Origin of the sequence: Clostridium sp. YIM B02569, from assembly GCF_022320765.1 — a bacterium.
Lineage (GTDB): Bacteria > Bacillota > Clostridia > Clostridiales > Clostridiaceae > Clostridium > Clostridium beijerinckii.
In genome coordinates this window covers 31,334-56,369 of the sequence record NZ_JAKJJX010000008.1, presented here as the reverse complement: position 1 = coordinate 56,369, position 25,036 = coordinate 31,334, and the positions used below count along the sequence as shown (strand labels likewise).

The 25,036-nt window shown below is 30.1% G+C and carries 14 protein-coding genes, 1 pseudogene and 1 riboswitch; of the genes and pseudogenes, 11 read left to right on the top strand and 4 right to left on the bottom strand.

The window, feature by feature from the left end:
- Positions 1 to 214 precede the first annotated feature (214 nt).
- The 3 genes from L3B96_RS09025 (at position 215) to L3B96_RS09015 (ending at position 4,604) form a co-directional block, all read left to right on the top strand.
- Positions 215 to 1,174 carry a D-2-hydroxyacid dehydrogenase gene (locus L3B96_RS09025; protein WP_238860451.1) on the top strand — a complete coding sequence of 320 codons (960 nt, stop codon included), beginning with the start codon at positions 215 to 217 and terminating at the stop codon, positions 1,172 to 1,174.
- Positions 1,175 to 1,240: 66 nt separating this feature from the next.
- Positions 1,241 to 2,125, top strand: coding sequence for a hypothetical protein (locus L3B96_RS09020; protein WP_171788790.1), 885 nt, complete (start codon positions 1,241 to 1,243; stop codon positions 2,123 to 2,125).
- Positions 2,126 to 2,435: 310 nt separating this feature from the next.
- On the top strand, positions 2,436 to 4,604 hold the full coding sequence (locus L3B96_RS09015; protein WP_238860449.1) for a type IA DNA topoisomerase: 2,169 nt from the start codon (positions 2,436 to 2,438) through the stop codon (positions 4,602 to 4,604).
- A 63-nt stretch (positions 4,605 to 4,667) separates the two neighbouring features.
- On the opposite strand, the gene L3B96_RS09010 is transcribed toward L3B96_RS09015, so the two are convergent.
- Positions 4,668 to 5,558, bottom strand: coding sequence for an SDR family oxidoreductase (locus L3B96_RS09010; protein ID WP_161223055.1), 891 nt, complete (start codon positions 5,556 to 5,558; stop codon positions 4,668 to 4,670).
- Between the two features lie 292 nt (positions 5,559 to 5,850).
- On the opposite strand from L3B96_RS09010, the gene L3B96_RS09005 reads away from it, so the two are divergent.
- The 6 genes from L3B96_RS09005 (at position 5,851) to L3B96_RS08980 (ending at position 15,606) form a co-directional block, all read left to right on the top strand.
- A complete protein-coding gene (locus L3B96_RS09005; RefSeq protein WP_238860447.1) occupies positions 5,851 to 6,717 on the top strand; it encodes a DUF4261 domain-containing protein in 867 nt (288 codons plus the stop codon).
- A gap of 426 nt (positions 6,718 to 7,143) precedes the next feature.
- Entirely contained in the window at positions 7,144 to 8,376 is a 1,233-nt protein-coding gene (locus tag L3B96_RS09000; protein WP_023973985.1) for an ammonium transporter, read from the top strand.
- 472 nt (positions 8,377 to 8,848) lie between these two features.
- Entirely contained in the window at positions 8,849 to 10,849 is a 2,001-nt protein-coding gene (locus L3B96_RS08995) for a methyl-accepting chemotaxis protein (protein ID WP_238860445.1), read from the top strand.
- 258 nt (positions 10,850 to 11,107) lie between these two features.
- Positions 11,108 to 12,013, top strand: a complete 906-nt coding sequence (locus L3B96_RS08990; protein WP_238860442.1) for a metallophosphoesterase family protein — start codon at positions 11,108 to 11,110, stop codon at positions 12,011 to 12,013.
- 280 nt (positions 12,014 to 12,293) lie between these two features.
- A riboswitch (cyclic di-GMP riboswitch) is annotated at positions 12,294 to 12,384 on the top strand.
- Positions 12,385 to 12,727: 343 nt separating this feature from the next.
- Positions 12,728 to 13,462 carry an acyltransferase gene (locus L3B96_RS08985; RefSeq protein ID WP_238860440.1) on the top strand — a complete coding sequence of 245 codons (735 nt, stop codon included), beginning with the start codon at positions 12,728 to 12,730 and terminating at the stop codon, positions 13,460 to 13,462.
- A gap of 35 nt (positions 13,463 to 13,497) precedes the next feature.
- A complete protein-coding gene (locus tag L3B96_RS08980; RefSeq protein ID WP_238860438.1) occupies positions 13,498 to 15,606 on the top strand; it encodes a methyl-accepting chemotaxis protein in 2,109 nt (702 codons plus the stop codon).
- Positions 15,607 to 15,713: 107 nt separating this feature from the next.
- Here L3B96_RS08980 and putP read toward each other — a convergent pair whose 3' ends face one another.
- On the bottom strand, positions 15,714 to 17,189 hold the full coding sequence (gene putP, locus L3B96_RS08975; protein ID WP_238860436.1) for a sodium/proline symporter PutP: 1,476 nt from the start codon (positions 17,187 to 17,189) through the stop codon (positions 15,714 to 15,716).
- 329 nt (positions 17,190 to 17,518) lie between these two features.
- Here putP and L3B96_RS08970 point away from each other — a divergent pair.
- A pseudogene (locus tag L3B96_RS08970) lies at positions 17,519 to 18,073 on the top strand (ABC transporter substrate-binding protein); the annotation flags it as partial.
- A 10-nt stretch (positions 18,074 to 18,083) separates the two neighbouring features.
- Here the strand turns inward: L3B96_RS08970 and L3B96_RS08965 are convergent.
- Positions 18,084 to 19,697 carry a recombinase family protein gene (locus L3B96_RS08965; RefSeq protein WP_238860434.1) on the bottom strand — a complete coding sequence of 538 codons (1,614 nt, stop codon included), beginning with the start codon at positions 19,695 to 19,697 and terminating at the stop codon, positions 18,084 to 18,086.
- Positions 19,698 to 19,798: 101 nt separating this feature from the next.
- Positions 19,799 to 20,296 (bottom strand): ImmA/IrrE family metallo-endopeptidase, encoded by a 498-nt coding sequence (locus L3B96_RS08960; RefSeq protein ID WP_238860432.1) that lies wholly within the window; start codon positions 20,294 to 20,296, stop codon positions 19,799 to 19,801.
- Between the two features lie 322 nt (positions 20,297 to 20,618).
- Between L3B96_RS08960 and L3B96_RS08955 the strand changes: the two genes are divergently transcribed.
- Complete coding sequence (locus L3B96_RS08955) at positions 20,619 to 25,028, top strand: ATP-binding protein (RefSeq protein WP_238860430.1); 4,410 nt, start codon at positions 20,619 to 20,621, stop codon at positions 25,026 to 25,028.
- The last annotated feature ends 8 nt before the right edge of the window (positions 25,029 to 25,036 follow it).

Sequence of the window (25,036 nt, the reverse complement as noted above, 5' to 3'; positions counted from 1 at the left end):
AAAATCAATTTTTAACACATGAATACGGAATTGGTTGAGGTGTAAAATAATTACGTATAAGTTTACATTTAAATTTGTTTACGGTATTATTAATATAGAAAAATAAGGCGTGTATTCATAAAGTTAGCAAGTGAAATCATAATTTTTAGGAACTTCTTTTTTTATCATTATAGAGTAAATAGGATTATTTTAAAGTTGGAAAAGGAGATTGAGTATGAAGAAAATAGTAGTATTGGATGGAAGAACTTTAGGAAATGTAGACTATATTAAATTAAATGAGTTTGGTCAGGTGATTTATTATGATTTGACATCTGAAGAAGAAGTTGCAGGAAGAATTAGAAATGCTAATATTGTTTTAACTAATAAAGTTAAGTTAAACAGGGAAAATTTAAAAGATGCGAGCGAATTGGAATTAATATGCGAAATGGCTACAGGATATAACAATATAGATATAGAATATGCTAAAGAAAGAAATATTGCGGTAACTAATGTAAGAGGATATTCTACTACGACTGTAGCTCAACATACTTTTGCTATGTTACTTCATTTATACGATAATATAAGTTATTTTGATAACTTTGTTAAATCTGGAGAGTACTCAAGATATGATATGTTCACAAATTTAGAAGCACCATATAAAGATTTATGTGGTAAGATATGGGGAATAATTGGACTTGGAGCCATTGGAAAAAGAGTAGCTAGAATAGCTCAAGCTTTTGGTGCAAGAGTAGTATACTATTCAACTTCAGGAAAAAATTCAGATTCAGATTTTGCAAGAGTGGAGTTTGAGTCTTTGTTAAAGCAATGTGATATTATTTCAATACATGCTCCTTTAAATGAAAAAACTGAAGGATTATTAAATTATGAAGCTTTTACTAAAATGAAAAAGGATGCTGTTTTAATTAATGTTGGAAGAGGGCCTATAATTGTGGATGAAGATTTGGCCAGAGCTTTAGATGAGGAGATAATAGGTGGTGCAGCTCTGGATGTATTTAAAGAGGAACCTATTCCAGTAGAAAACTCACTATTAAAAGTAAAAAATAAAGATAGGCTGATTTTGACACCGCATGTAGCGTGGGCAAGTGAAGAAGCTAGAAGTAGGTTGTTTTCATATTTATTAGAAAATATAAGTGCGTATAATAGAGGAGAAAAAAGAAATAGAGTAGATATTTAAAGATTATAAAGTTGGGATAAATTATAAGAATAAACTAATAAAAGCTTAAATTAGCGGGAGGCTTTAATGAAGAATAATAGGGAAATTTTTTATGGGACATCGGCATTAAGATTTTATAACAAAAAAGATGTTATAAATGGAAAAGTTATAAAAATAAACCCTGCATTAATTACTATACTGGATAAATTAGATGAATCACTTGATATTGATACAATTCAAGGTAAGGTGATTGAAGAAGTAGAAATTTTGCTAAAACAAGGTAATATAAAAACATTACATGTGGATATAAACTTCGATGATTATAGCAATTTTGGAAGTGATGGTCCAAGCCTTAATTCTCACATTTTTAACATAAGCTTTCTTGAAAGATTAAATACGATAGCTGGATTATATGAGGTATTTTTGAATGTACATTTACTTACGGATTATCCTAAGATTCATATAAAAGATATTAAGCACATAAATGTTGGGGCTGTATGTTTTCAGCTAGAAGTAGTGAAAGATCGCCAGGAATTAAAGGAAATTATAGATGAGATAATTGAAATGGGAGCTTGCGTAAGCCCTGTGATTGAGGTTGTCGGAACGGATAGATTTATTCCAAAAACTAAGAAAGAAATACTGGAATTTATATTGCCATTTCAAGATAAGATTGGAATGTTAACATTTCAAGTGGAGGCTACAGGTGCACGTTCAAGTAATTCATTTGGGATGTTGAATTCGAAAGAAATAGCAGATTACATTAATTATTTTACTAGAAACTTTGATGGAACAGTGCAGATGCAAGGTGGAATTACTACTGAAACTATAAAGTCAGCCATTAAATTGGGAAGCGAGTTTTTAGTATGCGGTACAGAAATATTTAATAATAAATTAGGATATTCTTCAATGGAAGTTATAGAAAACATGCTTAAAGAAGCAGATAAAGCATTGTGTATTGAAAGAAAAGAATAAGTTAAAATATTATGAGTTAGAAAAGCTTGAATAATTTAGATGCAAGGTATAAATGATTTGTTCATTTATACCTTCTTTTAATATGTAAAGGAAATAATTAATATGAGAGTATTTGTCTATTTTTGATACCTGATATTTACATAAAGAACTTCAGCTGGTTTTATTTTTTGATTAGTGTTAATATATATAAGTGCTACAAGTAATAACTAAGGCACCTGAAAGGAAATAATAGACCTAAAGTGCAGAACATGCAGATATGATGGTCCATTATTTTTTTAATTGTGCTTAAAGGAGGATAATAAAATATATCATGGCAAAAGTTATTATTGCGGAAAAACCATCTGTTGCTAAAAATATTGCAGATGCATTTAATGTAAAAACTAGAAGAGATGGTTATTTTGAAGGAAATGGCTATTACATAACGTGGGCGTTTGGTCATCTTTTACAATTATATGATGCAAAAGACTATGATGAAAATATGAAGGGGTGGAGGTTTGAGAAATTTCCTTTCATTCCAGAGCATTTTTTATATAAGGTTAAATGTGATAGTGTAGACAGAACTGTTGAAGATAAGGGTGCAAAGAAACAGCTTGGAATAATAAAATCATTAATTGATAAAGAAGATGTTGATGGCATTGTATCAGCTACTGACTTCGATCGGGAAGGGCAGGTTATAGCTGATGAATTGTTTGGCTATTTTAAGGTGAAAAAGCCTATATATAGATTACTTTTAAACGAGTGGACACCTGATGAAGTTAAAAGCGGAATGGAATCACTAAAAGATAATAAGGAAATGCAGCCACTGCAAGATGCTGGAATAGGAAGACAGTGGAGTGACTGGATAATTGGGATTAATTTAACTTCTGTAAGTACACTGAAATATAAATTTGAAGAAAACAAGACTATTAATATAGGAAGAGTGCTTCTTCCAACTTTAAAGATTATTTATGATAGAGATAAAGAAATAGAGAATTTTACAGCAACAACTTATTATAAGCTAGTGTCAAACTTCAAAACTTCAGCCAATGAAGAATTTGAGGGACTTTATTATGAGAATGATTCTGAAAAGTTTGAGAAAAAGGAAGATTTGGATAAATTTATTTCAAGGCTTGAAGGAGCAACTGCTAAGATTATTGATAAGCAGACAGAATTAAAAAAAGAATATCCACCATACTTATTTAATTTATCTAATCTGCAAGGACATATAACTAGTAAATATAAGGGATGGACATCAGATAAAGTTCTTAAAGTTGCACAGTCTCTTTATGAAAAGAAGCTTACTACCTATCCAAGAACGGCAAGTGTGGTTTTAGAAGAAAGTTTAAAGGATAGAGCGAAAAAAGTTTTAAATACATTAAAAGCTGGATTGCCATATGAAAAAGATATTAAATTTAGTACATCCAAAAGAATTTTTGATAGCTCGAAGGTTGAGAGTCACAGTGCTATAACACCAACATATATAAAGCCATCAGGTTTATCAGCTGATGAAAAAATAGTATATGATGCTATTAAAAATAGATTTATAATGCAGTTTATGCCTATAGCTGAATTTGAAGAAACGAAAGTTACATTAAAAGCTAATGTTTCAGAAATGAATGGAATTTTTGTCTCGAAAGGAAAAGTAAAGCTTGTAGAGGGATGGAAAGTAGTAGAGAAAATAGAAAGTAAAGATGTAATTCTACCAAAAATTGAAATAGATGAAACTGTAGATATTGTAGACTCTAAAGTGAATTCTGTTACTAAGAAGCCACCTAAGTATCACACTGAAAAAACATTACTTAGAGTAATGGAGACTTGCGGAAAAGGTATTGAAGGAAAAGATGAAGACTCAGAAGAAATGATGCAGGCAATTTTAAGTGGGTTTAGCATAGGAACTCCAGCGACTAGAGCAGAAACAATAAAGAAATTAAAGGATATAGGATACCTAAAGACAAAAGGTAAAAATCTTATGTGTACAGAGCTTGGGAGAAATTTGATTGAGACTTTTCCAGTAAAAGAATTATTTGACTTGGAGTATACAGGTAGATTAGAGAAAACTCTTTCAGATATAGAGAAAGGAAAGTTTGCTAAAAGTGAATTTATTAAACTTATAACAGATTTCACAATCCAATCCGTAGAATTGATAAAAAAAGATGATGCTGCATTATCAAGATTTAAAGTAGAAATACCTAAAGATAGTGAGAATATAGGACCATGTCCAGTCTGTGGAAATCCAGTAATTGAAGGTGAAAAGAGTTTTGGATGCAGTAACTGGAAAAATGGATGCAAATATACGATTTGGAAAGATGATAGATATATAGCATCTTTCGGTAAGAAAATATCTAAAGAAATGGTTGAACTTCTGCTTAAGAATGGAAAAGTAGGATTTAGAAATCTTAAGAGTAAAAAAGGTAATACATTTTCGGCATATTTCAAATATGAGAAAAATGAGGAGAGTGGATACTTTAATTGGAAGATTGAATTTATAGACAATAAGTAAGGGCTTGTTAAAAAGCCCTAATTTATTGTGCCCTAAAGAATATATCCGGTTGTTAAATTTATTCTAACTATCAACCATAGTTCCACCATTTACATGAAGTACTTGTCCAGTAACATAGGAGGAGTCATTAGATGCAAGATATACATATGCTGGAGCCAATTCGAAAGGTTGGCCAGCTCTTTTCATAGGAACGTCAGATCCAAATTTAGCAACTTCTTCAGCAGAAAAGCTTGATACTATAAGTGGCGTCCAAATAGGGCCTGGAGCTACAGCATTAACTCTAATTCCTTTGGTTACTATGGATTGGGAAAGAGAACGAGTGAAGGTTACAATTGCACCCTTGGTTGAAGAATAATCAATCAAAGTTTTATTACCTTGATAAGCTGTGACAGAGGCAGTATTTACAATTGTACTTCCTCGTTTCATGTGTGGTAATGCTGCTTGAGTAAGATAAAACATTGGAAATATATTAATTGAATATGTTGTTTTTAATTGGGAAGATGATATTTCTTCTATGCTATCTTGAGGAAATTGAACACCAGCATTGTTTATTAGAATATCAATCTTGCCTAGTTTTTCAATTGTACATTCGACTAGTTTTTTGCAGAAATCTTTGTAGGAAATATCACCAGGCATGAGAAGACAGTGTCTGCCATATTTTTCAACATATTGCTTGGTTTTTATTGCATCTTGATGTTCATATAAATATGAAATTACTATATCAGCTCCCTCTTTAGCGAAAGCAATAGCTACGGCTCTTCCGATTCCACTATCACCGCCTGTGATTAGTGCTACTTTACCTTTTAATTTATCACTTCCTTTATAATCAGGATTATCAAATATAGGCGGTGGATCCATACGTGCTTCAATTCCTGGTTGACAATCCTGATGTTGTGGAGGAAAATTTTTGGGTAATTTATCAAAGTCTATGTGGTTCTTGTATTTTAAGGGCATAGCTTTCTCCTTAAATATATCTATACTATTAATAATATTATGGATTTACCAAACCATTTGTGTATGAATTAATTTTCAAATTAAATGAAAATGTAAAAATAATTATAATAATACATACATTTTAAGTGAATGTATATTAAATTTATATATAGTGTGTTATAATTAATGAATATTTACATAGACAAAGCTGTCTCAAAATTAATTATGTTTTGAGGCAGCTTTTTTATTTGGAGCAAAGAATAAAGAATTTATTTCAATTAAAATTAAAAATAAGAAAGAGGGTTGGTATAGAATGAAAAGATATGAAGTAAGTAAAAATGGAAAGGTAGAAAATGTAGCTGATGCTTTTTCAGAAATATATAGTGTTGAACTTTTGATGAAAGAAAAGCCTGCTATTCTGGAAAATGAATTACTAAGAAATATACAAAAGTATTTTAAAAATGTTAAAGTTACATCTAATAGAGATAACAATATTTCATTTGCATTTATGGATCATATATTAGAATATAAAAATGTAAATGCGCCTGTTGGAATTGTTATTAGCGTCATTGAAGAAAAGCCTGAAATTAATAAATTGAGAAAATCATTAGGACAATCATTTGACTATGTGAATAAAGAAGAATTTGAAAAATGTAAGGTTAGAGTTTTGGTTACAGATATAATGGCTATAGGATTAAATTATGCTGAAAGAATAGAACTTTTTCAAAAAACTCTTTATTCTATAGTTGAATTAATTCCATGTGAAGGCATTCATTTTAATATTACTGAACAAGTAATAAGTAGGGAAGAGTATTTAAAAAACAATCCTCTAAATGATGATTATGATGTTTTAATTGGTATATTAAATGTAAGATTATTTAACATTGAAAATAATGAGAATGAGTATGTAATGGATACATTAGGATTATCAGCAGTAGGTTTATGTGATTTACAATGCCATTTTAAAAATTTAGATCCAGGCGAAATATCGAATATTTTATATTCTTATGGATATTACATTTTTGAAAATAGCGATGTTCTTGAAGAAATAGACACCATAGAAGGAATTACGGAAAATAGTAAGTGGAAATGTCGACATGAAGTTGCGCTTGTTGAACCCGAACGTGTTGTATTAGATATAAATCCTGGAGAAGATTTTTCATGTGGATATAGAAATTAATCAATAATATGTATATAAGAATTTAATTTTTAATTAGAACTCTCTTGATTTAATGTAAAAACAAGAGGGTTTTTTTACATACGCTTAAAAAAGCAGCTGCCTAAAAATCTTTGGCTAACAGCCGTCTGAGATTTTGTTATTTTATTTGGCATGTATGTATAATGAAAAAAATAATTCATATTTTAAAATAACTAATAATAAATTATCATTTTATATTGACATATAAAACATGGGATAGTAAACTTATAAAAGTAATTTAAAAATTTAAAGAAATATGTAGAAAACAATGGCGTTTTCATTTCAAAAAAGATATATCTAGTATGGGTATACCTTCTTTGGAGTGAAGCGTCTTTTTTATTTTTTAACAACTTAGAATAAGCAATTGTACTCAAAATTTAATTAAATTTATTCAAGGGGGAATAGAAAATGGAATTATTAAACGGCGCAGATATGGGATTTGTAATTATTAGTGCAGCGTTAGTAATGCTAATGGTGCCAGGATTAGCTTTATTTTATGGAGGTATGGTTAAAAGCAAAAATGTATTAAGTATTACAGTACATAGTTATGCAGCGCTTGTTATTATATCTTTACAATGGATTTTTATAGGTTATACTTTAGCCTTCGGCCCAGATGTAAAAGGAGTAATAGGTGGTTTAGATTGGAGTTTCCTAAAAGGTATAGGAATGGCGCCTAATGCGGATTATGCAGGCACAATACCACATTTAGAATTTGTAGTATTCCAGTTAATGTTTTCTGCGATTACTGCAGCTGTAATTTCAGGTTCTGTTGCTGAACGTATGAATTTCCCGGCGTTTATAATATTGATTATTTTGTGGAGTACATTTGTTTATGATCCTATTTCTCATTGGGTATGGGGAGCTAATGGATGGTTAAGGAATTTAGGAGTCCTTGATTTTGCTGGAGGAAATCCAGTAGAGATAAACTCAGGAGTTTCTGGACTTGTTGCAGCAATTGTTGTTGGTAAAAGAAAGAGAGCGATCCCTGAACCACACCATATACCTATGGCAATATTAGGTGGAGGGCTTTTATGGTTTGGATGGTTCGGATTCAATGCAGGAAGTGCTCTTGCAATGAATTATGTAGCTGTAAATGCATTCTTTACAACTAATACTTCAGCGGCTGCAGGAGCAGTTGCATGGGTACTTTGTGAATGGTTGCTCTATAAAAAACCTACAGCCTTAGGAACAGTAAGTGGAGCTATAGCAGGGTTAGTTGCAATAACTCAGGGGGCAGGATTCGTGAGCCCTATATCAGCTGTGCTTATTGGAGCAGTTGGTGGAGCATTAAGCTTTTTCGCAATAGCTATATTAAAGAGAAAACTAGGATACGATGATGCTTTAGATGCTTTTGGCTGTCATGGAGTAGCAGGGATTTGGGGATCTATAGCTACAGCTATCTTTGCGTCAAAGGCAATTAATCCAGCAGGGAGTGATGGATTAATATATGGTAACTTTGCACTTTTAAAAGCTCATTTAATTTCTACTTGTGCAACTGCCTTATATGCAGCAGTTGCGACATTTGTAATACTTAAAGTAATGAGTTTAGTAATGGGCTTAAGAGCTACTTCAGAACAGGAAGCAGAGGGATTAGATATTTCTTTACACGGTGAGGAAGCATATTCAGGATTAAATATGTAGAAATATTATAATAAAGAATATATAAAAATTTAGTGAAAGCAAAATCCAGGTTACTAATATAACTTGGATTTTGTTTTTTTATTGTCTAGGAAAGTATAGAATTTTTTGATTTTGAAAACCAGTGATACCAATGGTTATAGGGATATTGGCCTGTAAAAAATGGTATAAAGAAAGAGCTTGGCGCAGCCACTTTTGTTCTTCTTTAGGAAATTATATTCCAGTAAAATTGAGGGTATAACCTAAAAAGGTTGATTTTTAATTTTTTCTATCAAAAATAAATATAAATTTGTCAATTTAAATGGGAATGTGATAATAAATAAGAAGATTTATTAAAATATTGCTAATAAATATGACTAATGTCAAAAAAATGTAATTTTTGAGCATAGTTTCATAAAAAGAATATAAAATGAGATATTTTGGCATATTTTGCGATATAATATGAATTGAAGTTAATTATGAGGTGGGGGAAAATATGCATAAAGCACAAAGTCAAATTAAATCAGTAAGTATAAGATTATACTTACTGATTACAATTGCTATGTTAGCAATAATACCAGTAGTTATTTTAGGTATCATTTCTACAACGACATCAAGGAGGAGTAATGAAAAGAGTTTTGATGAAAATAGAACTTTACTCTCAAATATAGGACAGGAAATAATAAATAACAAGATTACATATTATGAAGATACATTGAAAACATTAATTGAGAATAATAATTTTAATATTGAAGAATCACCATATAATAAATTGAATGGAGATATGAAATTAATTAAGAAGACTGATGAAAGTATTTTAAATATATATTATTCAGACAACACTGGAAAAGTATTTCAAATACTTGATAGTAAATTGCCAGATGATTATAACGCTACAGAAAAATCCTGGTTTAAAGAGACTATAGAGAATCCAAATAAATATATTATTCATAGTCCTTATCAAGATAAAATAACTGGAAAAAGCGCAATAACAATATATAAGGCTGTGATTAAAAATAATGTACCGATAGGCGTTATGGCTATAGATGTAGAGCTAAGTGAACTAGCAGATCAGTTATCAAGTATAAAATACGGACAAACCGGAGAGTTTATTATTACTGATAAAGATGGTGTAGTTATTTCTGACAATGACAAAACTAAAATTGCTGGAACAGAGCCAACTGAATACAATTGCTGGAATCAGATATCAACTGGTGATAAAGGTAAAATCAAATTCAATTATAATAATAGTACATATGAGGGGTATTTTGAGACCTCGAAACTTACTGGATGGAAGTTAATACTAAAAATCCCATCTAGTGAGCTAAGGAAATCAGAAAATGATTCAACTATAGCATCAATTATAATTATATTTGCAATAGCGGTAATCACATTAATTATGACTATGGCTATTGCTAGAAGAATAAGTAAAGGAGTAAATTCCTTAAAAGATGGAATGGAAAGAACTGCGAATGGAGAATTTAACAAAGAAATTATTATAAATAATAATATTCGCGAATTTATAATTCTAGAAAATAGTTTTAATAAAATGCAGAAAAATATTGCAAAATTAATTAAGAGTGTTGATAATTCGGCAATAAATGTTAATAAAAATGCTATAAATTCAGCTAGTATGAGCAAAGAAGTAGCAATATCGATGAATCAGGTAAGTGAGACAATAAATCAAATATCAAGTGGAACTATGGAGTCTTCTAACAATTTAGAAATGATATCACACAGCATGGACTTACTATCTCAATCTATGAATAAGATAGAAGAAGCGACTGAAAGTGTAAATGGTATGGCAATAAAAGCAAATGATTTAGGTAAAGATGGAATAAAGATTGTAAAGACCGTTATAAATAAATCATATGAAACTAAAAAAAGTACTGAATCAGTAAAAGATGTTGTAAGTGAAGTTTCGGAAAGTATAATGAAAATAGGCACCATGAATAAGGCAATAAGTGCGATTACAGAGCAAACAAATCTGTTGGCCTTAAATGCAGCAATAGAAGCAGCTAGAGCAGGAGAAGCAGGAAAGGGATTTGCAGTAGTCGCTGATGAAATAAGAAAGCTTGCAGAAGAGACATCAGTTTCAGCCAAACAAATAGATGAAATAATAAAAGAAATAAAAAGTAAATCAGAATTAGCAGTTGACAGGGTATTAGAAACAAGTGGAACAGTAGATGATCAAGAGCATGCAGTTAAAGAATCAGAAGTGATATTTACAGAAATAGTAACAGCTATAGAAAGTTTAACAGAAAAGGTGAGTAAAATAGCTGAAGGTGTGAGCACCATAAATAATATGAAGGATGATGTAGTTGAAAAAGTAGAAAACTTATCAGCGATATTAGAAGAAACAGCATCGGGAACAGAGGAAGTTTCAGCGACAGCGCAAGAAGTGACAGCGTCAACAGAAAGCTTTGTTGGTAATTTTAATAATTTAAAAGATATGGCTGAGGAATTGAAAGAAAAGATTGAAGAATTTAAGCTATAAAGATATAAAATCATTATGATATATATGTTGTAATAATAAATTTACGTTTAAGACTCTAGTGAGCCAAGTGATAAATTAATTGATAAATGTAGAAATTTAATTAAAAAATATATATTTAATGTTTTATAAGATATAAAGGATTGTTGCAAAATGCAATGATCCTTTTACAATTTAAAATAAGGTCTAATTAGCAAATAGTTAGTGTCAGATACAACCTAGTTTTCATATAATATTATATTTTAAGAAAGGTGAATATATATGAAAAATAACCTTAGGTTTGATAGTAATGGCAAGTTTAAAATAGTTCAATTTACAGATATACATGAAGGACCGAGCAGAGACAAATCTATAGATCTTATGAATAAGATATTAGATTACGAAAACCCCAATATGGTTATATTATCAGGAGATATTATTGATGGCAAATGTCAGACAGCAGAAGATGTAAAAAAAGCTATAAATCATATAGCGGAGCCAATGGAAAATAGAAATGTACCTTGGTGTATAGTTTTTGGTAATCATGATGATGAACATAATATGATGACGAAAGAAGAAATGATGAATTTATATATGAGCTTTAAACATAATCTGAGTCAAGTGGGGTATAAAACTTTTGATAGGATAGGTAATTATAATCTTATTGTAGAAAGTTCAAAAGATAAAACGCCTAAATTTAATATATATATGATGGATTCGGGAAAATACGCTCCTGCCATTATTGGAGGATATGATTGGATAAAACTTACTCAAATATGGTGGTATAGAAAAACAGCGATAGATTTGAAGAAAAAATATAAAAGATTAATACCTGCGCTTATGTTCTTTCATATACCTTTAAAGAAATTTAAAAAGGCATGGAAGACTGGATTAGTAAATGGTGAAAGGCTTGAAGATGAGAGCTGTGCCAAGATAAATTTATGCTTATTTAACAAAATAGTTAAAATTGGGGATGTGAAAGGTATATTTGTAGGGCATGATCATTTTAATAATTACTGTGCTGCTTTAGATGGTGTTAGGCTTGGGTATGCTGGATATACTGGATACGGAGGATATGGAGATGAGAAAATTCCTCGTGGTGCAAGAGTATTTTTAATGAATGAAGAAAATCCAGCTGATTTTAAAACTTGGACAAGAAGAGAGTTTGATACAGAACTTAAAAAGTAAATTCTATAAAAGAATAATTTTAGGAGATATATTTTCATGAATTAGTATATATGGAATTGAAAAATTTATTGATTTTTAAATGAATTTATTAGCATGGCGATAAGAAAAATATATATAATATATTTAAATTTATAAATATATTATATTGAATAAATGGTATTATATTGAATTAAACGATTAAATAATATCCATTTTTACAATATTGTAACTTAAATTTAGTACATATAAGTTGAAAAATGTTGTAAAAGATGTAATAATAGAATAAAAATGAAAAAAATATAATATCAATAGGCACACTTATTGAAAAATAAGGTCGCAAAGCTATGAGTCTAAGGAAAAATTTAATTTTCTATGATTGTCAGGTTGCCAAAATGTATCTATGAATAATAAATTTTATATTTTAATTTTGGTGTCCACAATTATGTAGACACCATTTTTGCGCTCTTAAAACTTACAATAAGAAAGCTATTTTTATTATTTTTTCATGTGCAAAGTATTTGCTGCTAGAGATTCGAAGTTTGAATTATAAATAATATTAAAAGATCAGAAGGGAGTGGAGAAGGCTAATAAAATATAATCATAGTAATTAGTAGCAAAACTAAAATAAGTTGGACAAACAGTTTGACTTAATGTTGCTTATAAAATCGCATTGAAAGTTTGACTATGAAGGAGGCGAAAAGATTATTTTTTGCGATTTTAATAATCTGAAATGATATGAGTAAAATAGACGAATTATTAAACGAAGTAGAAGTTATAGTAAAACAAGGTATTAATAAAGAAGGAGTAATAGAAATTTTAAATTCTCTAAAATGTTATTTTCCATACGAAATATTAGACGAAATGAAATTATATGGAGACTATTTACCTAAAAATAATGAATTAGAATTTTCAGAAGAAAAAAGATATCTTCATTTTTTATGGGATGTACTAGATAAATCACCTATGTGCTTAATTGCCAATTTTGCTATTGCTTATAGACAGATATTGGCAAAAAAATTATTTAAGTCATGCGGAAAGAATTTTATAGCTGAAGAAAATGTACGTTTCAATGTTCCTGACAATATAGAAATAGGAGATAACGTATTTATGAACAAAGGTGCTTTCCTAGATTCAAAAGGTGGAATAACAATAGGTAACTCAGTAGGAATCGGTGAAGGCGTTACAATTTTTACTCATTCTCATGAGGAGCATGAACATGAATTAAGGACATATGCAAAAGTAGTAATTAAAGATTACGCTAAAATATATTCTAATTCAACTATATTGCCTGGAGTAACAATTGAAAAACAAGGAATAGTAGCAGCTTGTTCTTTAGTCGGTAAAAATGTTGAAAAAAACGAGTTGGTAGCGGGTATACCAGCAAAGGCTATGAGAGAGAGAAAAACATTAGATAGAAATCAGGAAGAATTAAAACATATATGGTTGCATAACGGTGAATTTCAAGATTAAAAAATTTGTACACCTTAAGGAGGAAATGATTAATCATGAGAATATCATTTAAATCAAAGTTAATGGTAATAATATTGCCGCTAGTAATAGTTGGATTGCTATCGCTGACAGGATTTGCATATATTAATTTTAGAAGCATCATAGAAAGCGAATTAGTGAATTCTATGTCATTAAGAACAACAGAAGCAACTGGTCATATTAATACATGGCTGACGAGTAGAATGGCAGAAGTTCAAGAAACAGCTCAAAGCCCAGTGCTTAAACAAGTTTTGGAAAAAAATCCTGGTTTAAATTTAAATAGTACAGATGGATCATTAAATATAATAGATGATTTAAATTTATCAAGATTTAATTTTATTAAAAATACATATCCAGACGAATATGCAGCAGTGCATATACTAAATAGCCTAGAGCCTAATGAATGGAGTAACGCTGATAGTTTGAATAAGCTACAAGCGAGATTTTATAATGTAAGCAATGGAAAATTTGCAACTGCTAATTGGGCTAAAGGTGCTGCAACAGAAGCTTCAGAAAGATATTCAAAGACAAATGGCGTTCCTTATGATGCAATATTTAAGCCTACATATTCTGAAGCTTATGATAAGAATGTTGTAATGATGGTTGCATGGAATAAAGATGCACAAGGAAAAGTTACAGCCGGAGCTGCCTCAAGTTTGGCTATTGAAGCAGTAGAAAATCAAGTGAAAAATCTAAAATATGGTCAAAAAGGTTACGGAATATTATTAGGAAGTGACGGAACTTTTATAGTTCATCCAAATAAAGATTGGGCCATGAAAGAGAAAATAAATACAGTTAACGATTCAGATCTTACTAAACTTAATGAAGCCATTCAAGGTGATAAACCAGGAGTTTTTAAATTTGGAAGTGGATCTGAGAAAAAAATTGCATTCTATGCAAAGTCACCGATTTCTGGGTGGACAGTTATAAATGTTGTTTATGAGGATGAACTTTTTGCTTCATCTAATCATTTGATACTAATTATGATTGGGATAGTTATAGCTATTATAGTAATTTTATCAGCAGCTATATTTACAGCAGCAACTAAGTTGATCAAACCTTTAGTACGCCTTAATGAGTTCGCGGAAGTTATATCTACTGGAGACTTAAGTGGTTCAATAGAAGTAAAATCCAAAGATGAATTTGGAAATCTTGCTACAGCGTTTAATCATACGATAGAAGCATTAAGAGGCATAATTACAGATATAAATAATGAATCATCAAAGGTAAATGAAGTTTCAACTAATCTTGCAAATTCATGTGATGATAGCATTAAGGTTACTGGAGAAGTTGCTAAAGCAATACAAGTGATAGCGGAAAACACAACTGAGCAGTCAAGACAAGTGACTTTAGCCAGCGAGAAAACAACTGAAATGGAAGAAGTAAGTAGAGTTGTTGTTAATAAATGTAATGATATGCTTGAAACAGCTGAAGAATCACATAACATAAGTGCGGTTGCTTTTGAAGCGGTGGATAAAGCTGTTGAAAGTATGAAGTTAATTGTTGAAAATAATAAAACCAATTTAGAAGAAAGTAAAATGTTACTTGAGAGATCAAATGAAATTGGTAAGATTGTTGAAGTTATAACTAACATTGCAAGTCAGACCAATTTACTTGCTTTAAATGCAGCAATAGAAGCTGCTAGAGCTGGAGAGCAAGGAAAGGGATTTGCCGTAGTTGCAGATGAAGTAAGAACCCTTGCGGAACAATCTGCTACTGCTGCAAGCCAGATTTCGGCTTTAATAAGTGGAATACAAAATCAAATTGAGACTATTAGTAATAGTATGGATGAAGGTTCTAAGGAAATTACTGTTGGTATGGAAACAGCGTTAAAAGCTGAAACTCATTTTGATAATATAGAAAAAGCTATAAGAAACATTTTTGATGTAGTACGAGATGTATATAATTCTACGGAATCTATGATTAAAACAGCAAAAGATACAGTAGTAGAAATGCAAGAAACATCAATTATATCAGAACACACGGCATCAGCAACAGAAGAGGTATCAGCATCAGCTGAAGAACAGGCTGTTACTATGGACGAAATAGGAGATTCAGCTAATCAATTAGCTAAATTGGCTCATAGATTAAATGAGTTAGTATCAAAATTTAAAATAAGCAAATAAGGATAAAAAATAACAGTAAGACCATAGAATTATTAGTCTTACTGTTATTTTTTATAAGTTAAAGGTACAAGATTAATTGAATACTATACCTTTAGAAAACAAATATATTATTTCATATCTGTTAATATATTTTCCATTTTATTAAACTGGTTACTGATATCACTATCTGGCTTTTTAGTTAAAAGACTAACGATAATTACAGATAGAAGTGATAATGAAAATCCTGGAATCATCTCATATAGAAAACTAGATAAACCTAAAACAATCCATAAAAGAACTGTTATACCACCAACAATCATTCCAGATAAGGCACCCCATTTAGTCATTCTTTTCCAATACAGACTTAATAAAAGAACTGGACCAAAAGACGAACCAAAACCAGCCCATGCTTGGCCAACAATATCTAAAATAGTCTTATTTGGAAGGTATGCAAGTACTGTCGCAAATGCTGCTACGGCTAATACAGCTAATTTACCTATTACCATTTGTTGTTTTTCGGAAGCTTCTTTATTAAAGAAAGCTAGATAAAAATCTTTTGTAATAGAACTTGAACAAACTAAAAGCTGAGATGAGATAGTACTCATAATAGCAGCTAGTACTGCAGATAATATAATTCCTGTAATAAATGGATGAAACAATATATCACCAAGACGAAGAAAGACTGTTTCAGGATCACTTAATGGAGTGTTATGTTCAGTAAAATATACAAGACCTATAATACCACTTACAACAGCGCCTAAAAGACCTATTGCCATCCATCCAATACCAATTCTTCTTGCTGATTTCAACTCTTTTGCGGATTTTATTGCCATGAAACGAACGATAATGTGTGGCTGACCAAAATAACCTAAGCCCCAAGCTAGAAGGCTAATAATACTAGCTATGCTAGTCCCTCTAAATATATCAAATAATTTAGGATCAATTGCCTTTACCTTATTTACAAATGTTCCAGGATCGACACCTATATTCATATATGCTACAACTGGAACAGTGATTAAACATACAAACATTAAAGTCCCTTGGAAGAAATCAGTAAGGCTAACTGCTAAGAATCCACCATAATACGTATAAAGAACAACAACAGATAGAGTGACAACTACACCCATTGTATAAGTTAGCTTATATGTATCAACGAATAATTTTCCTCCAGCAACAAGTCCTGATGAAACATAAAGAATAAAGAAAACAAGTATTACGATACCAGATACAAGCCTAAGTATGTTAGACTTATCTTTAAAACGATTTTCTAAATAGTCTGGAATTGTCATAGAGTCATTTGCAATCTCTGTGTAGACTCTAAATCTTGGAGCCAGTAGAAGGTAGTTAAAGTAGGCACCTACGGTTAAACCAATTCCTATCCAAATATTAGATATACCAGTTAGGTAAACTGCTCCAGGAAGTCCCATAAGCATCCAACCGCTCATATCACTTGCGCCTGCTGATAATGCTGTAACAAGAGGTCCAAGTCCTCTTCCTCCTATCATATAATCTGAAAGATTAGATGTTTTTTTGTAAGAGTAGTATCCTATTGTAAGCAAAATAAGTAAATATACTCCTATTGCTATAATGGACCATAGTTTCATATTAAATTCCCCTTTCTATACATTTAATGTTGTTGATATTGTTCTTAGAAATGATAAGTGGATAAAATACCTTTTTTATAAAAACGATATGATTATATTATCATATTATTTAAAAATCGACAATTAAATTTAGAAGTTTATACTTCGTGCGTTGCTTTAAGTTAAAATTGTTAAATGTGAATTGTTTACAAAATAAAGTTTTAAAGCCCAAATAGTTTATATAAATTAAGACTTATTGTATCCAGCAAATAGAGCGCATATATTAGAACAATCTTTGATTAAATATCATATGATACATCATAAAACAGTATTAGGAGATGCTTTATTTAATGAAAAAAAAGTTAAAAGTATTAACTGCTTTATTGATTTCGAGTATAACTGCCATATCTATGTTTGGCTGTAGTAGCAATAATAAAACTAAGGAAGGTAAAGTAACTGTACGCTTAAATGAAGTTACACGTTCAGTTTTTTACGCTCCTATGTATGTTGCAATGAAAGAAGGATATTTTGCAGAGAATGGAATCGAAATTGATTTACAAACAGGTCAAGGCGCAGATAAAACTATGCAGGCAGTTTTAAGTAAATCAGCAGATATTGGTTTTTGTGGACCAGAACAAACTATTTACATTAATAATCAAGGAAGAGAAGACTACCCAGTACTTTTTGGACAGCTTACCCAAAAAGATGGTTCCTTCGTGGTTGGACGAACTAAGGAAGATAATTTTAAGTGGCAAAATATTAAAGGAAAAAATATTATAGGAGGAAGACCTGGTGGGGTTCCAGAAATGGCTTTTGAATATGCTATGAAACACAATAATATTAACCCAAAAACAGATGTCAATATGGTAAATAATATAGATTTTGCTGCAACTGCAGGTGCATTTGGGCGCTACATTAAAGAGCGCCTTTTTTTTTATTAGTGCAAAATGGCTTTATGACTACTTCCTGAGTATCTGAGTTATATGAAATATAATCAACAAAAGAATTTATAAGAAGTTTTCTCATAGAATAATCAGCATTTTCCCATAGCTTTTTAAAATTCAAAAGCATAGAAGTAGAAGCATTAATTTCTTTAATAGCTGCTTTTAAATTACTATTAGTATTTTCTAATTCAAACTTTTTAAATTTCAATTCTTTAATATCTTTATTTAATTCTTCAATCCTAGAAGAAAGTAAATCATATATGTTAGGATTTAAAGAAAGCTTATCAATTAAGTTTTTTACCTGCAGCTCCTTTTGAGATATTTGCTTTTCATATGATTTAATACTGCTTTTATCTACAGCTTCAGATTCTAAAGATTTTTTATATTCTTCAATGGCTTTAATAAGAGAGCCTTTATCATCAGTAGCCTTAAAGAGTTCTTTCATAACACTCTTTTCTAATTTATCAAGTCTTATGTTTTTAGAATCACAAGTATTATCACTTGGATTAATCTTATTTATACATATATAATAACGAAGAATTTCCCCAGTCTTTCTAGAAACATGACCTTGCTTTTGAATCATCTTTCCGCCACACTTAGCGCAATGGAGCACTGAATTAAACACACCATATTCACTGCCATTAACAAGTCTAGGTGCAAGATCTTTATTCTTATCTAATTGCCTTTGAACTTTAATCCATAAATTATCATCAATTACACCTTCATGTTTTGAGACAGAAAGGATCCATTCACTAATATCCTTATATTTATCCTTAGAATCTTTTTTGTTATAACTTAATATTCCGTTACCATTTGGATCACCAAATACAGTTGCACCTTTAATTGAAAGATAACTTATAACAAGTTCAGAAGATTTAACATAAACAGGATTTCTAAGTAAGAGCTGTAAGGCTTTTATATCCCAAGCAGAATTTCTTTTAGTTTCAATGTCATTTTGAATAAGATATTTTTGTAGCTTCCCAAGGCTTCCAAGAGTCAAATATTGTTCAAAAAAAAGTTTTACTAGAGAAATTTCTTCATTAATAGGAGATAATTTCATCATCTTTTTTTGCTTAGAATTATTATCTAAATAATATATAGGTTCAGAAGAAAAACCAAAAGGGGGAGTGCCACCAAGCCAACGACCAGTTTTAGCAAGCTCATACATATTATCTTTAATACGTTCAGCTATAGTTTCACGCTCCAATTGAGCAAATACGCTGCTAATAAACATCATGGCAGTACCCATAGGACTAGAAGTATCAAACTGCTCACGTATCGAAATAAAATCAATGCCAAGGACTTTTAATTCATCAATTAGAGTAGAGAAGTCAGAAACATTTCTGCTAATTCTATCAAGTCTATAACAAATAATTGCATTAAACTTTTTTGCCGCAGCATCCTTCATCATAGATTTAAATTCAGGTCTGTTTATATTACCACCTGAAAAGCCTTCATCTTCATATATATAAATATCATCATAGCCGTTATTTTTAGCATAAGATTTACATAGCTCTATTTGGTTCTCTACACTTTCACCTTTACCAGTAAATTTTGATTTTCTAGAATAAATAGCTGCTTTCATAGTATACCTCCAAAGTGTTATACATTGATTGTAGTTTTATAAATAGGTTAAGTTAATTGAATATAGCTACATATATTTATTAAAAAGTAGTAGGAAAAATACTATATTTCACAACTATTATATGGGACTTCCCTTCTCTTTAATGCAGATCTTATATGATTATATCTATTTTCATCAACAACTATAGAATGAATCTTATATTGTAGCATTTCATTAGTTATATTAAAAAAATCACATATCTCACAAGGAGTAGATATGCAATTACATAATGCTTGCAGGAATTCATCATCACTTACAAGAAAATTAGCAGCCCATGATTTAGCTTTATGCTCCTGTTTATTCTTCATGAGTTTTTCAGAATAATTTTTAGATTCAATAGTTAAATTACCTAAACCAGTAAAGTGATGTCCTAACTCTTCAGCGAGAATAGATATATATTTACATCTATCATTAATAATAGATTTTTCTACAATTATAACTGGAGGAAGATCTGGAGCTTTAAAATAAATTCCATTAAATGAGTACTGATTAAGATTTCTTTCTTCAAGATGTATTTTCTCGTTCTCAATAATAAAAAAAATATCATTTAATTTTCTCATTAGCCTATCACCACCATTATCAGTATTAATGATATTATTATAATACAATGGGAACGTATGTTCAATGCAAAGCTAAATTTGTATTTATTGTATTTTTATAGTAAATAATCTATAAACATGATACAATTGGGATATATTTGGATTTCTGGGGATGAATATGTTGATATTTCTGGACGTGTAACGGAACTATGTTTATGAAAAAATATTTTTATTTTATTATGCCCTTAATATTTATTTCGGCCTAAGATACAGGAAAAAATTTATATATAAATTGGTGTTTAGTATAGAGAAGAATCTAGATAATTTGAAGGGAGAGCATATAATGGTTAAAGACTTAACATTTAAAGAGGTTTGTAAATTAATTAAAAAGGAAAATAGAGAATTGATTGAGACAGTTGATAGTATATTGGGAGCAGCAATTATCTTTTCGCCAATGGCCCTAGGCGTTGATCCTACACCTTTTTTTGGGTTGTTAGCAGTAAAAAATCAATTAACCACAATTGGTAAACAATTACTTGATAAAGTGACTGTTAAGAAAGAGACGGATTATATTTCACGGATGGACAAAATGGAAATGGCATATACCCTAATTTGTTTTACTGCTTTTTTTGATGCGCTAGATCAACAACTATCAGATGATATTAGAAAAAGAATAAATTTGAAGTCACAGGATAAAGAACGAATTCTTACAGAAACTGATTGCTGTTGCCATATTTCAAGTAGTAATACAGCAGTAGTTTTATCTGAAACTAATTTACCTTTTAATATGCCACTACAACTTCCACATCCAACAGCGACATTTAGTGAAACAAGAAACCAACTTACTGATTTGTATAATGAAATGGCAAAAAATTTGGGGATTTTTTTTGATACTTTAATATCAGCTGATAGTGATGAAAATGTAAGAGATTTTAATTATACTGAACTAGTAAAGAAACTTCCTGATATTGCACTGAAATTTTTTGATGCACAATACTATGAATTAGCTGTTAAGTATAATGAGTTTTGGATATGGTCGCAAATTACTGAACGAGTAGGGGAGAATAAGCAATCATCAGAGTACATTACTGAATACCTTTCACTAATGGAAGAATCTAAAAATAGAATAGACATTGGTTTTATAAACCTTCAAAAAACGGTAGCTTTAATTCCTGAGTCATTTAGAGAAAATGAAGCAAAAAAAATTGTTACTGGACTTAAGGAATGTTATGACTTTAAAATACAAGAGGCAGTAATTGAGGATAAAGAAATAAATGATGACGATAAACCGCAAATAGTTTTTCCTAAAATTTCAGAGGCATTTGTACCACAATCATATAAGGTTCTTAGATATAAATCAAAAGAGGTGCACTTGGAAAAGGAGTCTACGTGGAATACTTTAGATATAAAAGATGACCTTGATGCGTTTTTTGTAAAATATTTCTCATCACCATATAGTATTAAAACACCATTATTAATATTGGGTCATCCAGGGAGTGGCAAATCACTTTTAACAAAAGTATTGTCAGCAAGGCTTATGTGCGAAGCTTACACTCCAATACGTATTCCCTTACGTGAAGTAAATGCAGAGCTGCAAATTGAAACTTTAGTAGAAAAACAAATTGAAAGGGATTCTGGATATAAGATAAGTAACTGGGCTGATTTTGCTAGCCAATTTAGTGATAGACCTTTGCTTATTATTCTTGATGGCTATGATGAATTACTTCAGGCTAGTGGTAAAGTTTTTTCTGGATATTTGGATAAAGTACAAAAGTTTCAACAAGATCAGATTATACATAAAAGACCAGTTCGTGTTATTATAACAAGTCGTATTACATTAATTGATAAGGCTGCGGTTCCGATAGGTTCGACAGTATTACGTCTTATGGAATTTAATGAGATACAAAGAAACACTTGGATATCCATTTGGAATAAAACAAATTTGAATTATTTTTTATTAAGCAATCCAAAAGTTAAACAATTCAGCTTACCTAAGGAGGAAAGTGATGGTAAAGCTAAGATATTAGAATTAGCAGAACAACCATTACTGTTATTGATGTTAGCTATATATGATTCAGATAACAATAGCCTCTATAATAGCGTTGAATTAAATCGAACAGTGCTTTATGATAGTTTGTTACGTAGATTTGTACGAAGAGAACGACGTCGCTATGTTAAAGGTTTTGATTATTTATCTAGTGATAAACAAAATGAGGAAATTGACAATGAAATGAAGCGACTAGGTGTAGCAGCAATAGGAATGTACAATCGTCGTAAACTTCATATTCTGTCGTCCGAACTTAGTAAAGATATTAAATTCTTTGAGTTAGAGCGTAAAATAGAAGTAGATAATGATAGAGCGGTAACGGAAGGGGATCTGTTATTAGGAAGTTTCTTTTTTATCCATAAATCAAGCTCAGGAGATACCAATGATGAAACTTCTAATCTGGATACATCATTTGAGTTTTTGCATAATACATTTGGAGAATTTTTAACTGCTGATTTTATTTTAAATTTTGCACTGCAAGAAACGGAATCAATATATTTATTAAAGAATAATAAAAGTTTACAGGTTGAATTTCAACGGAAAACTCAAGATCCTAATAGCATTGCAAAGGAATGGTTTGCTTGCCTTATGTTTGCTCCATTGTATTCACGCCCTGTTATACCGGAGATGCTTCGTGAATGGATAGTTTATTGTCTTAGCAAGAGAAATTTTAGTCTAGATAATTTTTTGGAATGCCTTGATATAATAGTTAAAAGCCATGTGAAAATGTTATTAGAGTCACGAGAATTTCCGGATATAATGAAGACGGATAGTGCAATTCAATTTGCAGATATGCCGTTTATTGGAATGATATCAACATACACGTTAAATTTAATAATTCTTAGAACTATTTTAGGAAATAAAGAAGTTATTTTTAACGAGGAGGATTTTTGCATATCAGAAATATATCAAACAAGTACACGTCCTTGGGATAAACTAGCACAGATATGGCGTTCTTGGTTTAAGTTGGAGAATTTAAGCGGTTTAGCAAATATAATTCATACCAAAAGGGATGGGAAAAAAATAATTTTAAGTAGCAGAGATAAATTTGAATCAAGACAAAATGGAGATCCTTTTAGAACAACACTGAGTGTTGCTGAGGCATTAGCAGATAGTGCGATAATTGGACTTGCTGGTCTTCATTCAAGTGATTATAATGATTTAGAGTTAGAAGAACATTTAGATGCAGAAAAATTTAATTTATCTTTTGAGTTCTTAATTCGTAAAATAAGAAATTTGATTTCTAGAGAAGAAGATCCAATGTATGAGCTATTTAGGTATATAGAAGAAGGAATGGAAAGGGTATTATATGAAAATATAACTGATAATTTAGTTAATTCTTTCTTCAATTTATTAGAAATAATTTTACAACGTAAATATTTATCAATTGATGATGAATATAGATTATTTAGGGATATAATTAATTCTAGGCAGATTGAAAGAGCGATTCATATGAGAGCGAATATTGCTAGCCCTATAATAAAAATATTAATGGAATTTTCAGATTATTATGCCGATGAAAATTATAGAGAAGATATTTTCAGGCATATTATGAACCCTAGAGATTTTTGCAAAATGATGAGATTTAATCCTAATGCGTCAATTCTATATTTAAAAGTATTAAGAAAAATTAGAGGAATTAATTTGACAATAAAATATCTTGATGATATACTCGATTATTCGAATCATAGTTATCCACTACTTAATGATTTAATGCATGTACGACCAGATGTTGTAATTGATTGGATATTATTATTAAGAGAATTAAAAGGAAAGAAATGGCTAGATAACTATAGTAAAGAGCTTTTTGGAGAATTTATGAATTCTAGGAATATTGAGATGATGATTGATTTACGTCCTGATATTGCACTAAAATGGTTGCAAGTATTATTTGAATTTAATAAACATAGTTGGTTTAATCAATATTATGAAATATTTTGTGAACATATAGTTAAATCAAGATACATTGAAAGAACAATTACTATAAAGCCGGATATTATATTTGATTTATTCAGCATTTTACTTAAAATTAGAGATAGTAATTTACTTAGAAAATGCTTTGAAAGATTTTTGGATAATATTACAAAAGCTAGACATATTGAAAGAAGTATAGAAACAAATCCTAATATAATTATAAAGTGTTTAGAATTGTTATATAGATTTGAAGATTTAAATTTGTCGGAATATTACGGTAAAAATTTTTTTGAGCATATTGTGAATTCTAGACGTTTTAATGAATCATTAATGATGAATGATAATATTGTTCTTGAGATGTTTGGAATCATATGTAAATTTGAAAAAATTGAATGGTTAGAAGAATATAAAAAAATGTTGTTTAGTCGCATTGTTAATCCTAAATATTTCTCCAACATGCTCAAAAATAATCCGACTCTTTGCATAAATCTTTTAAGATACATTACTAATAATAAGGATATTGGTTGGCAAATGGAATTTGCTGATAGAATAATATGTAAAGTTGGTGTGGATAATATTAAAATTATGATTGGTAAAAGTATTGAATCCGCTTTAGTAGTTATAAGGATACTTCGACTAAATAAGATAGATGATTTTAAGACTGAGTTTACATGGAGTTTTGACTTATTAAAAGTTCCAATTGATTATATAGGTGATGTAAGGTGGTATGCAACTATAAAACAAGATAATAATCTTTTAAATAATATAGAGAATATAATTTATAAAGAGTAAAACAATAT